At 57.7% G+C, this 13660-nt stretch carries 11 protein-coding genes and 1 tRNA gene; 4 read left to right on the forward strand and 8 right to left on the reverse strand.

All coding sequences use genetic code 11. From position 1 onward, the window contains the following. Nucleotides 1-328: 328 nt before the first annotated feature. Entirely contained in the window at nt 329-1342 is a 1014-nt protein-coding gene (locus KTAU_RS18855) for a catechol 2,3-dioxygenase (RefSeq protein ID WP_151729836.1), read from the reverse strand. 168 nt (nt 1343-1510) lie between these two features. After that, nucleotides 1511-1957, reverse strand: a complete 447-nt coding sequence (locus KTAU_RS18860) for a carboxymuconolactone decarboxylase family protein (protein ID WP_069801716.1) — start codon at nt 1955-1957, stop codon at nt 1511-1513. Between the two features lie 375 nt (nt 1958-2332). Between KTAU_RS18860 and KTAU_RS18865 the strand changes: the two genes are divergently transcribed. From KTAU_RS18865 to KTAU_RS18880, 4 genes are all read left to right on the forward strand, one after another. Beyond that, entirely contained in the window at nt 2333-3229 is an 897-nt protein-coding gene (locus tag KTAU_RS18865; RefSeq protein ID WP_228026535.1) for a KaiC domain-containing protein, read from the forward strand. Next, nucleotides 3226-3855: a bacterio-opsin activator gene (locus KTAU_RS18870; RefSeq protein WP_151729837.1), complete on the forward strand. Its 630-nt coding sequence runs from the start codon at nt 3226-3228 to the stop codon at nt 3853-3855. Before KTAU_RS18865 ends, KTAU_RS18870 begins: the two co-directional genes overlap by 4 nt. Nucleotides 3856-4472: 617 nt before the next feature. Continuing rightward, on the forward strand, nt 4473-5744 hold the full coding sequence (locus tag KTAU_RS18875; RefSeq protein WP_228026536.1) for a pentapeptide repeat-containing protein: 1272 nt from the start codon (nt 4473-4475) through the stop codon (nt 5742-5744). 148 nt (nt 5745-5892) lie between these two features. Continuing rightward, on the forward strand, nt 5893-7356 hold the full coding sequence (locus KTAU_RS18880) for an MFS transporter (protein ID WP_151729839.1): 1464 nt from the start codon (nt 5893-5895) through the stop codon (nt 7354-7356). A gap of 145 nt (nt 7357-7501) precedes the next feature. On the opposite strand, the gene zwf is transcribed toward KTAU_RS18880, so the two are convergent. The 6 genes from zwf to KTAU_RS18910 all read right to left on the reverse strand — a co-directional run bounded on the left by zwf (nt 7502) and on the right by KTAU_RS18910 (nt 13512). Beyond that, the gene (gene zwf, locus KTAU_RS18885; RefSeq protein ID WP_151729840.1) at nt 7502-9079 is read right to left on the reverse strand and encodes a glucose-6-phosphate dehydrogenase; all 1578 of its coding nucleotides are present in this window, start codon (nt 9077-9079) and stop codon (nt 7502-7504) included. A gap of 492 nt (nt 9080-9571) precedes the next feature. Further along, a complete protein-coding gene (locus KTAU_RS18890) occupies nt 9572-10021 on the reverse strand; it encodes a hypothetical protein (protein ID WP_151729841.1) in 450 nt (149 codons plus the stop codon). Nucleotides 10022-10229: 208 nt separating this feature from the next. Further along, a complete protein-coding gene (locus KTAU_RS18895) occupies nt 10230-11204 on the reverse strand; it encodes a hypothetical protein (RefSeq protein ID WP_151729842.1) in 975 nt (324 codons plus the stop codon). A gap of 390 nt (nt 11205-11594) precedes the next feature. Further along, nucleotides 11595-12284 carry a hypothetical protein gene (locus tag KTAU_RS18900; protein ID WP_151729843.1) on the reverse strand — a complete coding sequence of 230 codons (690 nt, stop codon included), beginning with the start codon at nt 12282-12284 and terminating at the stop codon, nt 11595-11597. Between the two features lie 458 nt (nt 12285-12742). Then, the gene (locus KTAU_RS18905) at nt 12743-13138 is read right to left on the reverse strand and encodes a cupredoxin domain-containing protein (RefSeq protein WP_151729844.1); all 396 of its coding nucleotides are present in this window, start codon (nt 13136-13138) and stop codon (nt 12743-12745) included. 300 nt (nt 13139-13438) lie between these two features. Beyond that, nucleotides 13439-13512 (reverse strand) — tRNA-Glu (locus tag KTAU_RS18910). Nucleotides 13513-13660 lie beyond the last annotated feature (148 nt).

Raw genomic sequence — 13660 nt, forward strand, 5'->3', positions numbered from 1 at the left:
CCCTGGCCAGGCAGCGGCTCTATCTCACCCGCCGCTCGCCGGGGGACTGGTGACCGGCGACGCGCCGTTCGGGGCTGGTCAGCGAATGCGGAAGGCGAACAGCCAGCAACATCTCAGTCTGACCTGAATGAGCGGCAGGCGGAAAGCCACCGCCTCAGATCCTGTCTTGGGAGGCCCGATCAAGAAACGGAGCGGCCTGGAGCGCGGCAAGCCAAACCACTGTTTGGCCCGATAATCACATCAGCAACCAGTGGAGATCAGCGAGATAGTGACCAGCCAGGCCGATCACAGCAGATCAAGAGCGAGAGCGGCGTGCTCTTGCCCCCTGTCAGAGAGGATCGAAGACAGGAGCTGGGGTCTGTCCACCCTGACCGGCCTGCACTGGCTCGATGACCGGCGTCCCGTAGGTCTTAAAGCTCTCTGGCAAGGCGCCGCCCCAATAGACGCCGCGCCCGCGCTGCTCGCGACGCCAGACAATCGGCTCCCAATCGGGAGCAAAAGCGAGGTAGCCGCCGGAGTAGACTTCGACCCGATTGCCGCCTGGCTCATACAGGTAGAGAAAGAACGCCTGCGAGACGTTATGGCGCGCTGGTCCCGCCTCAATAAAGATATCATGCTCTGACAGAATATCGGCGGCGCGTAGCACCTCCTCTCGGCTATCCAGCCAGTAAGCGATGTGATGCAGGCGCCCATGCGCGCCACTGAAATCGCGCATATAGGCGATATCGTGAGTGAGCGGCGTCACACTGAGCCAGGCACCTTCCTCAGCACCGTTCTCCTCCGGTTGCAGTAGCTCGCGCAGACGGAATCCGAGCTGTTCCTGCAGGAAGAGGCGGTTGGGAGTGATATCGTAGCACATCAGGTTCACATGGTCGATGCGCTTCACACCCACACCGTGGCCGGTGAACTTCTGAGGCTGATTGTAGAGGCGGGAGCGTAGCTCTGCCGAGGCCAAATATTTTTGAGCCTCGTAGTACAGTTCCATGACATGCCCATCGGGATCAGTAAAGCGGTAGGCGCGTCCGTGGCCGACATCGCCATCGATCCAGCCCTGGCCGTAGCCCTGAGAAGACAGCGCCTGAACGCGTCGTTCCAGAGCCTGGGGGCTGACCGTGCGCCATCCGACATGGCCGAGGCCGGCATGCGGGGCCTCAGTCAACTTGAGGGTACAGTGCTCGTAATCGCCGTAAGCGCGGAGGTAGACCGACTGGCCCTGGCGGTCGGTCACCGTCATCCCGAGCACCTCCGTGAAGAACCAGAGGCTCTCGGCAGGTCGAGGGGTAAGCAGCTCGACATGGCCCAGGTGGGCAACGTCCCTGATTGGCTCCTGAAAATCCGTCATAGGGCCATCTCCTCTCTTGGTTGCGGCATTGCAGCGCAGCGCGGCGGAGAACAGGCCCGGGCCTTGCCTGCGGCTGCGATAGGCCCCGTTCGCTGAGCACAGCGCGGAATAGAGACCGGTACCTGTGGCCGACAAGGCTCATCTCCTGCTCTGCCGTCTCGCGTCGCATCAGCGTGGTTCCGACTCCTTTGAACCGTGCTGGTCCTCATCCGCGACCAGTTGCTGAAGAATTTGAGCGCCGAGGTTGCCGGCGGGCAACCCGCGAAAGAGAAAAGCCAGATTGACCACCGCGTTGAGTTCTTCCCAGGTGGCGCCAGCGCGCCGGGCGGCGCGGGCATGCAGATGAGCCGCATCGGAGAGCAGCACCAGCAGCATGCCAAAGAGCATCAGCTGGGCTGTCTTCGTATCGAAGCAGGAGGGGTACATAGCGCGCCGGCGGATCTCTTCCTGGAGCAGAAGGAAATCGGGATCGAGGCGGGCTAGCAGATCAGTTCGGGCTTGAACACGCGGGGGAACAAAACCAATCAGCTCGGCATAGCGCTGGCGAAGCTCCGCCAGCTGCTCCTGGCTCAGCTTCAACTCAGGAAGCTGATCTCCCCCTTGAGAGTGGCTCATATGCGCGTCTCTTCTCCTTGCCCTTCAATGGGCTGACTGAAATAGCCGGCCTGCATACGAGCGAGGCGAGCGTGTCTGTTTGTATACATGATACCATAAAATTGCAGGCAGACTGCACAGACTACAGACGAAAGCAGTAGATAGATAAACCCCGGCTGGTGCCGAAAAGACGCTCACGAGCCTGTCCGAGGGCAATAGCAGGGGCTGAAACCGGGGCTGGGGGGATCGACGTATTGGCTGCCAGATGCCCTCATGGGTACAAGGTTAGGTTGCTCAGACCCACAGGAAGAAAAGTCAGCGTCTTAAGGAGAGGGGCCAGCAGTAGGGGAAAAGCTCTGCTGAAAAGGCTCTGGCCTGGATGGAAGGAAGCAGAGCATGGAAATGCGAGCTGAAAGTGAGCAGCGCAAAATTCTCAAAGAGAGTGTAGGCACCCTGGCCCACTTTCGTCCGGAGGTCCCTCAGATCAGCGGCATCCCTTCGGGGGTCGAAGGACTGGACGACCTCTTTTTTACCACCGGGCATGACGAAAGAGGGCAGCTTGTTATCAAGCCGCTGGGAGGCTATCCCTCCGGCAGTGTCCTGCAGATCACTGGAGTGCCCGATAGTGGCAAGAGTCTAATGGTAGAGCAGTTTGCTATTAAGCAGGCTTCAATGGGCTATAGCTGCTGCTTTGTCACTGTCGAGCAGCCTGCTCCTTTTCTTATCGCTGGACTCCGCCAGCGCGCTCTTGCCCTTGGTGTCAACGAGCAGCTAATCGAGGATCGCATCGTCATCATCGATGCGGCCAGTCATGCTCCGCTGCGTGAGGACCTGATGGCCCTGGGCGACACCCTGGCCTATGCCATCAAGCAGTATCGTTGTCGCTCTGTCGTCATCGATTCGGTGACGGGCCTCTACGAGGCGCGAGAGATGCAGGCCAGGCAAATTGTCCGCTTCCTCTATCATTTCCTGAAGAAGTGGCGCCAGACGGCTCTGCTCATCTCGCAGAAGCGTAGCAGTCACGAAGACATCAGCGCTGAGGCAGCGGGTGGCTATGCAGTCGGGCACATCGTTGATGGCACGCTGGTGCTTTCCAAGCGTGAGATCATGAGCGCCTATGATGAGCGCTGGTATCATCTACCCTTTGGCAGCGTCATTCGCCTCTTCCGAATCGACGGCTGTCGGGTAGCCGGCCATGATACGCGTGTTCACACGCTGGACATCAGCGAGGCTGGTCTGATCAAAGTTGGACCCCCAGTCACTCATACGAAAGGAGGCCAAGAAGAAGCATGACAGTGCTAGAACATCCTCCCGTAGAGAAAGAGAAGGAAGTAGATAACAAGGCGCTGCGCATCTTCTTAAAAGCCCTGGAGATTACTGGAGGCCCGCGCAAGCTCTTTGAATATCGGCACCTGACCTGGCTACCTTCGCTGATGGAGGCGGCCTACGTCATCGTCCTCAGCCGGGATCACCAGAAAATGCAAGCTGACATTGCCAAGGAGCTGGGTCTTTCGCCGGCAACGGTCAAAAATATCCTTGTGGCTGACGAGCAGAAGGTGAAGGAGCGTCTAAAAGAAGAAATCGAGGGTGAAGAAGCGGGGCAGATCAAGACTCATGTGGCGGGAGGCCTGGCGAAGCTGGCCTATCAGGAGATCGCCCAGGGCCGCGACAATATTGATTTCCTCGTGAGCATGCTGCAGAGCTACCTGGGGGACCTGGCAGAGATTATCTGGCCACTTGAGGTCCTGAGCCGCATCAAAGGGCTAGATTTTCCCGTTGAGAAGGAGACTCTGGCCGCTCATCTCGGCGACCTCACCATCAGAGGGAAGCAGGCCAGAGAACTGCTTGACCACTTAAGCTATCCACTGGCCTCGCCGGCGGCTCTCCTGCAAGAGCTTGCCCAGCAGCTGAGGAGCTGAGCGCTCGCCGCGCGGGCGAGGGTGGGAGATTCCGCCAGGCGACCCGTCCCGCTCTCGCCCTGGGCAGGCGTCATCATCGCCCACACGCAGCTTGGGCCATCTAGGGATCAATGCCACCTAGGTGTGATTCTGATTGTCAGACCTCTCTGGAAAAAGCGAGGCGGGGTTTGCCTCCAGGTCGCAAGGGCCTCTTGTCAATGACCCCTGGCTCAAGCCAGGGGCTTGCCCGCAGCCGCAGCGGCCCGGGCTTCCGGGCCACTTCGACAGCAGCCCACTGTCCCACAGGACAGGAGAGCACTGTGGGAGGGGATGACCCGCCTCCCCATGCGGTGTGAGGCGAAGCCGTCGCTGACCGACAGGCCAGTGCCTTTGGCCTCACGAGGAGCACGATACCATGAGAGAGGCTGCAATGTCTCCCCCTGGCGGAGAGCAAGCAGGGAGCCGCCTTCCTCCCCTGGATTCATCCAGGGGGCAAGAGCGGCACGTCTTTACGGATGAGAGGCCGGTCTGCTCTATCACGTTTGTCAAGCCTTGTTTTGTTGAGGAAGGGAGGCGGCGTTTGCGCTCCGTGGCTCAAGCCAGGGATCTCCACGCCGCTCTATTGATGAGCGATGCGAATGATGCGCCAGAAGATTTCCCGACCGCGGATAGGCGCCTGGCTACAGCGGATAGGCAAGTCGTTGGTCTTCCTGGGCGTGATCTGCCTGGTAGGAGTGAGTATTGGCCTGATCATTGCCATCGTTGGTGGTTATCTTTGGGGATGGGAGTGGACTGGCGTCTCGTCCTATATCGGGCCAGTCCTCAAGCCAAACCAGCCATATCGACCGGAAAAGACTCTTTGGGACTGGCTGCAGCTCTTAATCGCCCCTATCGTTCTCCTCTTGCTGGGGGTCGGCTTCGCCCAGTGGCAACAAAAGCGAGACCATACTATTCAGCAGCAGAGATATCAAGCGGACCAGGAACTTGCTCTTGATAATCAAAGAGAATCTGTCCTTCAGGATTATATCAATAAAATCTCAGAACTTTTGTTGGACAAACAATTGCGTTCGTGCTCAAAAGAGGCTGAGGCTCAGAAAATCGCCCGTGTCAGGGTATTGACGGTACTTCCGCGCCTGGATGCCAATCGGAAGAGAAGCGTTGTGCAATTTCTCTATGAATCAGGCTTGATTAATCGAGAGAAGCCTGTGGTCGATCTAGCGAGCGCGGACCTGAGTGACGCCAACCTCAGCGATTTAAACCTGAGCGCGGCCAAGTTGAGCGGAGCTGATCTGCGGAGGGCAGATTTAAGCGATGCGAATTTGCGCAGAGCTGATCTGTGCGACTGTGATCTGCGCCGGGCCAACCTGCGCCGGGCTGACCTGAGCGATGCTCTGCTCCGCAATACCAATCTGATCAACGCCGATTTGCGCCGAGCAGATCTCAGCAATGCCTTTCTGGTCGCAGCAAGCCTTAATCGAGCGAATCTGAGCAATGCCAATCTCAGGCGAGCGGACCTGACGAATGCCTACCTGAGCGGAGCGGATCTGAGCGGCGCCAAGCTGAGCGATGCCTACCTGAGCAGAGCCGATCTGCGAGGCGCTCGCTTGAGCGAGGCGGATCTGAGCAGAGCTGATTTGAACGAGGCGAACCTGAGCAGCGCCAATCTGAGTAAGGCTGACCTCTGGAAGGCCGTGCTGGTAGATGCCGATCTGAGAAAGGCCGATCTCGGGGGGGCTAACCTGCATGGGGCCGATCTGCAGCATGCTGACCTGCGGGAGGCCCGCCTTGCTGAGGCCGATCTCAGCGATGCCAATCTCCGTGGGGCCAATCTCTCCGCGGAACAATGGACTCAGGCCCGCTCGCTTGCCGGCACGGTTTTACCCGATGGCTCATTGAGTACGCAGAGCTGAGCTGCTTCCCCAGCGGGCGGTTCGGGATAGGCGCGATCCTGAGCAGTGAAAGAGAGGGCTGCCTCTCGCCTGAGTAAGAGCGGAGCAGCTTTCACCCAACCTGAGCAGGGGTAGCAGCGCAGACTGAGTGTGACAAAGGAGGTTCAGGATGGCTACATCCGCGCATCTAGGAACTGGACCAGAGAAGGTCAGGACCAGTATTCCCTTTCGTCTGGATCGCCTTCCCTGGAGCCGCTGGCATTGGCTGGTCGTCATATCGCTGGGGATCACCTGGATTCTCGATGGCCTGGAAGTGACCATTATTGGGTCGATTGCGGCTGTCCTGACAAATGCACGTACACTCAACCTATCAAGTGTTCAAGTTGCCTCGGCTGGTACAGCCTATCTGATTGGGGCAGTGCTTGGCGCCTTTGTCTTTGCGCGCCTGACCGATCGCTTCGGGCGAAAATTGCTGTTTTTAATCACTCTCAGTGTGTACCTCCTGGCAACAGTAGCCACCGCTTTTTCCTTCAACTTTCTCTGGTTTGCAGCCTGTCGTTTTCTCACGGGGACTGGCATCGGCGGTGAGTATGCGGCGATCAACTCAGCCATTGATGAACTGATCCCTGCCCGGATGCGTGGTCAGGTTGACCTGGCGATCAATGGCTCCTGGTGGTTAGGCACTGCCGTTGGTGCCTTGCTCACTACTATTCTGCTTAACCCACATCTTTTTCCTGTGAACATTGGCTGGCGATTGGCCTTTGCACTGGGGGCCATCCTGGGTCTGGGGGTCTTGCTGGTACGGCGTAATCTTCCTGAGAGTCCGCGCTGGCTCTTAATGCATGGACGTTTTGAGGAGGCAGAACGGATTGTAAGCCAGATTGAAAGCATCATAATTAAAGAGAAGCACCTGAGCATTCTGCCCGAGGTTTATGGAACGATCGAAATGCGTCCAGTGGGCATGGTAAGTCTGAAAACGCTGATGCGTATCATGCTCAAGGATTACCCGACGCGCTCGCTGCTTGGTTTCTCCCTACTCGTTGGTCAAGCCTTCCTCTATAACGCCATCTTTTTCACCTATGGCCTCGTGTTGGCACGCTTTTATCACGTGCCGGATGAGTCCATAGGCTTGTATCTGGTCCCGTTCGCGATTGGCAATTTCTTTGGCCCGTTGCTGCTGGGACGCTTCTTTGACACGCTAGGCAGGCGCAGGATGATTAGCTTTACCTATATCCTGCCGGGGGTGCTGCTGGTGCTCACTGGTTGGCTCTTTATGGAGGGGAGCTTAACGGCGGCCACTCAGACGCTCTGCTGGTCCGTCATCTTCTTCTTCGCCTCAGCGGGAGCCAGCTCGGCCTATCTGACAGTCAGCGAAATCTTTCCCCTGGAGGTAAGGGCCCAGGCCATTGCCCTCTTTTATGCGGTTGGTACGGGGGCTTCAGCGGTGGCGCCGCTCCTCTTTGGTCTACTGATCCAGTCTGGCGAAGCCATCAATGTCTTCTTCGGCTACCTGCTGGGGGCCGTAGTCATGGCGGCTGCCGGAGGGGTCGAAATGGTTTACGGGGTTGATGCAGAGCGGCAATCGCTAGAGAAGGTGGCTCGTCCTGTTTCCGTGACTGAGTTCTCCGATTAAGGGTATGGCGACTAGTGAGGTGACGGCAGGACCCTGGCCAGGCTAGCGCCCTGCCTGGAACCAGAGAGAGGAGAGGGGCCTGGCCGAGCGAACCAGGCCCCGGACTGAGCCTGTGGGCGGAACAGCCAGCATAGCCGCTCTGCCGTCAAGGGGTATCCCACTCGCGACCATCGCGCTGGATCAGCTCATCCGCCTCGGCTGGTCCCCAGGTCCCGGCGGCATAGGGACGCACGCTCTCCGCCGGCATCTGCTGCCAGGCCGTTGTAATAGAGTCAATGATGCGCCAGGCTGTCTCAATCTCATCGCGGCGGATAAACAGCGTCGAATCCCCAAGCATACAGTCAGCGATCAGGCGCTCGTAGGCATCGGGCGGCTCCATCTGGAAAGCTGACGCATAAGAGAAGGTCATATCAACCGACTTCAGTCGCTGAGCAGCGCCGGGCACCTTGGCCCCGAACTTCAGCGTGATTCCCTCTTCTGGCTGGATACGTACCGTCAGCCGGTTAGGGATCAACTCACGGGCCTCGCTTGGCTTGTAGAGTAGATGAGGCACGCGCTTGAACTGAATAGTCACCTCAGTGCTGCGCTTTGGCAAGCGTTTCCCCGTACGGATATAGAACGGTACATCGGCCCAGCGCCAGTTTTCGATAAAGAGTTTAAGAGCCACGAAGGTCTCGGTCGATGAATCGGCAGGAATCCCCTCCTCCTCACGATAGCCGGGAACCTCTTGGCCGTTGATGGTTCCGCGCGTATACTGGCCGCGCACCACCTGATGCGCTACCTCCTCGGGGGTCAGAGGAGGAATAGCGCGCAACAGCTTCACCTTCTCGTCGCGGATCGCATCCGCCTCGAAGGCGACGGGCGGCTCCATTGCCGTCAGGCAGAGCACTTGAAAGATATGGTTTTGCACCATATCACGGATGGCCCCAGCCTCATCATAGTACTCGGCTCGCCCACCGATGCCGATATCCTCTGCGACCAGGATCTGCACGTGATCGATATACTTCTGGTTCCAGAGCGGCTCAAAGATACCATTGGAGAAGCGCATAGCCAGGATATTCTGTACCGTCTCTTTCCCCATATAGTGATCGATGCGGTAGATCTGATCCTCGTGCAGAATGCGGGCGATCTCGCGGTTAAGTTTCTGGGCGGAAGGAAGATCGCGCCCGAAAGGCTTTTCAATGATCACGCGGCTCCAGGGTCCATGATGATTGGCGCGGTGGCCACCGTGAGGGCGATGGACGAGTCCATTTTCGCCGAGCCTGTGCACTACCGGGGCGTAGAGATCAGGGGGGATAGCCAGATAGAAGATGCGATTACCGTGGGTCTGATACTGCTGATCCAATTGCTCAAGCAGCTGAGCGAGTTTCTGATAGCCTGTGGACTCATTCAAGTTAGCCTGGCAATAGAAAGTGCGCTGGGCAAAAGACTGTCTGGCCTCCTCATCCAGGCCCAGCTCGGGTGGACTATTCTCAGCAAGAGCCTGCACGACAAGCTGGCGCCATTGTTCCTGTGTGAAAGGGCGACGGGCGAAAGCTACCACTACGAAACCCTGGGGTTGCGGGTGGGCGTGCATCAAGTGGGCCAGGGTTGGGAGCAGCTTGCGTCGGGTCAGATCACCCGTCGCCCCAAAGATGACCACAATGCAAGGCTCAGGATGAATACCATCCTGCCAGATGACGTGAGGCTGAAGAGAGGATTGCACCTGTGTATCATTCGCCATCGAGGTCTCTCCTGCTTCCTTGGCGTCTGGACCGGTCTTTTTGGGTCAGATCAGTGGCTCGTTGCGGATAAGGCAAAGGGCCGGCCAGCGGTCTTCTATGTTTCCTACCCTCATTGTAGCAAAAGAGGATGGCCAGCCGCTATCCGGCCAGAGGGTACACGGTCTGACTGTGAAGACAGGCAGGCTGTTGACCAGCAGCCGACAGCTAGAGATCAAAGTGGGGACCAGGTAGTGGAGGATAAGAGAGCGAGCAGACTGTTTAAGCAGCGCTCGCAGTCCTCGCTGCCCTGGCCCCAAGTAATACACTCACGGAAAAGCTATGAAGCTTCAGCGTGTTGGTATAGGTAGCGACCGAGGCCCGCCGTCAACCCGCCTGTTTCCGCGGGCAACGGGGAGACGAAGCGGGTCGCAGGAGAAAGGTCAGGTGACAGGCGGGCTGACGGCCTGCTCAGATCGGTGGAGGGATAGGAAAGGCCAGTTCAAGGACTGGCGTCAGGCTTCGATTTGGAGAGCCTCCAACACTGCGCGTCGACTCTCCTCGCGCGAGGGCAGGGAGCCGCGCAGGTAGAGCGAATGGCGAGCGATAGCGGCATTCGCGGCCTGACGTAGGGTGATGCGGTAACCATGCGTGCGATTGAGGGACTGGGTAACATCCTGAAAGTCCTCCAGCTCCTCGATGCTTCCTTCGGCACGACAGCAGAACGCATAGAGAGCCATGTCAGCATAGTGGAGGACCCACCAGCGGCGACGCTGCTCCCAGGGCGAGCGCTGCGACTCGGAGAAAGCGGCGTATGATTGCTGGTAGCACTTGCGGAGCATGGCGGCGGTCCAGTAGCAGGGAGGCTCATGGAAGACACTGGCTAGCTTGCTGGCTAAGTTGCAGACCTCGTTGATGATCTCATCCTGTTCGGTGGCCTGTTGCAGTTGCAACTGATTCGACATAACCTTCCCCTTTCCGTTCCTTCCTTGCCACGAACGGGGGCAGTGACTGTAGACTGGGGAGCTACACGACTCCCCTTGTATAGGGTACATGAAAGACAAAAATTTGTCTAGAGCAATTCAGGTTTTTCTTGTTATACAAGAAAAATAGCGTCAAGAAAAGTGATAAAAGAGCGTCTACGTTGACTGGATATCTCATTTGTGGAGTAAATCACGTTTTAGTAGTAGAAGACTTCCTAGGTGCGCTGGAGTAGTATGTTGCCATCGCGACGCGGAGACGAGCGAAGATGGTAATCAATACTAGACAGATCAAAATTGGAACATAGAGAGAAACCATCGCTGGAAAGTGTAATACGAAATAGAACAGTGATTGAAGCACCGGTAAAGGTACGATGAGGAGCAAGACCGAGAGGGTCACGGCCAGCGACCAGCGTCCACCAAGGTGGGAGACCAGCGTCTTGTAGCGTAGCTCAGCCTGTTCGCGGATACTCTGCTGCATTTGCAGGAGCTGCTGACGCTCGCTAGCGATCTGCTGGCGTTCGTGGGCCAGCTCCTCTTCAAGCTGACGGGCACGGCGCTGTGCGTCGCGTATCAGATAGAGAGCGGCAGCGGCCTGTTCATCTTCCTCCTGGCGTACTTTCAGCTCAATTGTCTTTTTAACATCCTGGAACAGGGAAGGGACGTGATCGGGACGCATAATGATCGTATTGGCCGCCTCTGCTATCATCTTGTGCGCCTCTTCCTCGACTGCTTGCTGAAAATTTCTCTGGAGATCCTTATACTGCCCTTGCAGAAATTGCTTCTCTGACTGGAGTTGGCGATTCTCGGCCAGCATATCGCGGAGGTGCGCCTGATACTGCTCAATCTGTTGCTGATGCCCCTCTTTCAGGGCTGCCAGCTCCTCGTCGAAGCTAGCCTGCTGGGCGTTATAAGCGGCGACCAGGCGCTCCAGCTCGGCGCGCTGCTCGGCCAGCTCACTGCGCAGGCGCTTGTTCTCCTCGCGCAGTAAGACAAGCTGGCGTTGAAGATTACGTGTTTGGGCCAGATTGATCTCGCGGTTCTGGCTGGCTGACCACGACTTGAGCATACTGGCGGAGGCGGCCTCATGCTGGTTGGCTGAGTGCTGACTCTCGTCGGGGGCTGGGGTAAGCTGCTCAGGTGGTCTCTCCTCTGAAGAGCGTGTCATGGTGCTTTTCCTATATCTAAATATGCCTGCAATGATCTGTATCTTGACCTATGGAGAGATGTCAGCAGACACTATCTATCACATGATAGTATAGCACGCTTCTTAACCTGCTTGAAGGAGCAGCAAAATAGAAGCACATCACGCCGGTACAGTTCTCTCTACAGCAATTATGCCTCGAATTGAGAGAGGTTTCAAGGGATACAGCGCCGCATCTCCCGAGACAGTGGCAGGGGACGCTCCTGATAGGAGGACAGATTAAAAAAACAGACCCGGCTCAACGCTACCGGCGTCTTGGGCCTGGGCGTCTTCCAACGTTGAGCCGGGTTGCTACTCAGCTTGCTCTCTGGCGGACGAGCGCCGGAGGCGGCATAGCCAACCCGAAAGGCGGCCTCACGGGTGAGGAGGGGGAGTGGCCGTTCCTCGGGGTGGCCCTGGAGGGAACGTCACCGTGATCGTCACGGTTGGGAACGGCACGGCGGTGGAAGTAGCCGTGGGCGTTGGCGTTTCCTGTGTCGGGCCGCTGGTCGCTTGAGGGCTGGCCGTCTTAGTGGCCGTCGCTGTCCCACCGCTGCTAATTGTAAAATAGGCGGCCTGGGGCACGGTACAGCCTGGTGTTCCCTCTTTACTGAAGGTCACGTTCACCAGCGTCAGCTTGCCGACAGCATCTGCCCGAGGGGGGATAGAAAACACCGCCAGACCGTCGCTTGTCGTCTGCACCGTCTGCGTCGTCACACTGCCATCCCACCAGCGCACTGTGGCTGTCGCAGTTGCATCTCCCACTCCCACCGGGTTCCCATCGACAGTGTGCACAAACTTGGCGTAGACCATGATCATCTTCCCGCTACTGATCTGTGGTGAAGTATCGGTCGCCCACGCACCGCAGAGGTAGTCTGGCAGGGACGGAGTGGGAGAATCGTTCGTACCGAAAACAATGGTAGCCGTTACGCTCGGACTCTCCAGGTTCGCCTGCGAGCTATTATTGCCACAGGCGACAATCACTACACAAAAAGCTAAAAACAGACCCAGAGAGCTAAACTTCAATGCCCGTTTATAAATGGAAGAAGGAAATGTCTTCTTCATCAGTCATCATCTACAAAAATAGCAGCAACTGCTTTCTATTCAGCCAGCGTTTCAGGCTGCCGGATGAGGGGCCACTGCTTGAGACTGACTTGAGTATAGCATACCGACTCTGGCCATCTGCGGATCGGCGTCTGCTTGTGACAAAAAGTACTAGCAAGCGCGTAGGACCCATGACAGCGGCGGCTGATCTAAGTGGCAGAAGAGAGGAGAGAGTGGTGGCGGCAGGGCAAGGGCGGATGTGGAAGGAGGGCAAGACTGACCTGTATAGGAGGGCCGGCGGGCCAGAGAGCTTCCTGTCCTCTGTGACAGGCGACAGGTAAGAGCAATCTCCGGCCACCCGGCCCTCTCGCTTCTGCGCAGTGAGCCGCTGTTCTCCAGCAGGGGGCGCCTGCAGCGGTCTCCTGCTCATACATGCCTTGCTGCTTCTGGCTGGCCTAGGAACGGCCTTGCTTCTCCTGCTACTGGACGATAACGGTTAACTGCATGTTAGGATGGATGGTGCAAAGCAGATGATAGGTGCCAGCGGTGGTGAAAGGCGGTGTTGTGGCGCTTTCACCCTGAACTCCATTGAAGTTCAGATCCACCGTGGGGGCGCCAGCCTCCTTGGTCACATCGGGGTTGGAGCCTTTCCAGATGCCGTTTTTAATCAGGTGGGGGACGGCCACATCATCCACCAAGGTAAGCGCCTGGCCCTTCTTGATGGTAATCTGCGTCACCTCGAACGCAGTTGAACTCATCTTCACCGTCGGACCAGTGTTGGTCGCCCCCGCGGCTGTATCGCGAATACCGCAGGCTGCCAGAACCAGTGTGAGGAGTCCCAGAAGTACCAGACCCGTAACAACCTTTTTATACATAGGAAGACATCCCTTTCGTCATAGAGAGATAGAAAAGGAGCAGGCGAGCGAGATCCTGCTGCCGTCAGCCTGGCGCGGGCTGGCTGATGCGGGAGTCAGCGTAGCCGGCCAGGTGGTGCAGTGCTTGCTACATGAACAGGTGCGGTGCCCCTGCTAATAACTATAGCAAAAGCCGACAGTGGCGAGAAGGGAAAAGGACCTCTCCCTACACACGATCGTGCCAGGAGGACAACCGTGCCGTGCCGGCACAAACAAAAGGCCCGAGGCGTAGCTAGCCAGCGGGCCTCGGGCGAGAAAGGGTAGCGCATACGGGATTTGAACCCGTGATCTCCGCCTTGAGAGGGCGGTGTCCTAGACCGCTAGACGAATGCGCCGTGTAAGCGATTCACTCAGGTCAGCAGGAACTCAACTGCTGGCGCGGTTATCATACCCTATTCTGGGCCGCCTGTCAAGGGTTTCCGGAGCCAAGGCCCAGCGGTTGGCTTGCTGAGTATGGAGACTGCGGCTCAGGTCCTCTCTCTA

This window comes from Thermogemmatispora aurantia (assembly GCF_008974285.1).
GTDB lineage: Bacteria > Chloroflexota > Ktedonobacteria > Ktedonobacterales > Ktedonobacteraceae > Thermogemmatispora > Thermogemmatispora aurantia.

Bases quoted from the DNA above. Each gene is read 5' to 3' on its own strand.
- zwf (WP_151729840.1), bottom strand. From the start codon at position 9,079: ATGGCGAATGATACACAGGTGCAATCCTCTCTTCAGCCTCACGTCATC.
- KTAU_RS18870 (WP_151729837.1), top strand. From the start codon at position 3,226: ATGACAGTGCTAGAACATCCTCCCGTAGAGAAAGAGAAGGAAGTAGAT.
- KTAU_RS18905 (WP_151729844.1), bottom strand. From the start codon at position 13,138: ATGTATAAAAAGGTTGTTACGGGTCTGGTACTTCTGGGACTCCTCACA.
- KTAU_RS18890 (WP_151729841.1), bottom strand. From the start codon at position 10,021: ATGTCGAATCAGTTGCAACTGCAACAGGCCACCGAACAGGATGAGATC.
- KTAU_RS18880 (WP_151729839.1), top strand. From the start codon at position 5,893: ATGGCTACATCCGCGCATCTAGGAACTGGACCAGAGAAGGTCAGGACC.
- KTAU_RS18900 (WP_151729843.1), bottom strand. From the start codon at position 12,284: ATGAAGAAGACATTTCCTTCTTCCATTTATAAACGGGCATTGAAGTTT.
- KTAU_RS18860 (WP_069801716.1), bottom strand. From the start codon at position 1,957: ATGAGCCACTCTCAAGGGGGAGATCAGCTTCCTGAGTTGAAGCTGAGC.
- KTAU_RS18875 (WP_228026536.1), top strand. From the start codon at position 4,473: ATGATGCGCCAGAAGATTTCCCGACCGCGGATAGGCGCCTGGCTACAG.
- KTAU_RS18895 (WP_151729842.1), bottom strand. From the start codon at position 11,204: ATGACACGCTCTTCAGAGGAGAGACCACCTGAGCAGCTTACCCCAGCC.
- KTAU_RS18855 (WP_151729836.1), bottom strand. From the start codon at position 1,342: ATGACGGATTTTCAGGAGCCAATCAGGGACGTTGCCCACCTGGGCCAT.
- KTAU_RS18865 (WP_228026535.1), top strand. From the start codon at position 2,333: ATGGAAATGCGAGCTGAAAGTGAGCAGCGCAAAATTCTCAAAGAGAGT.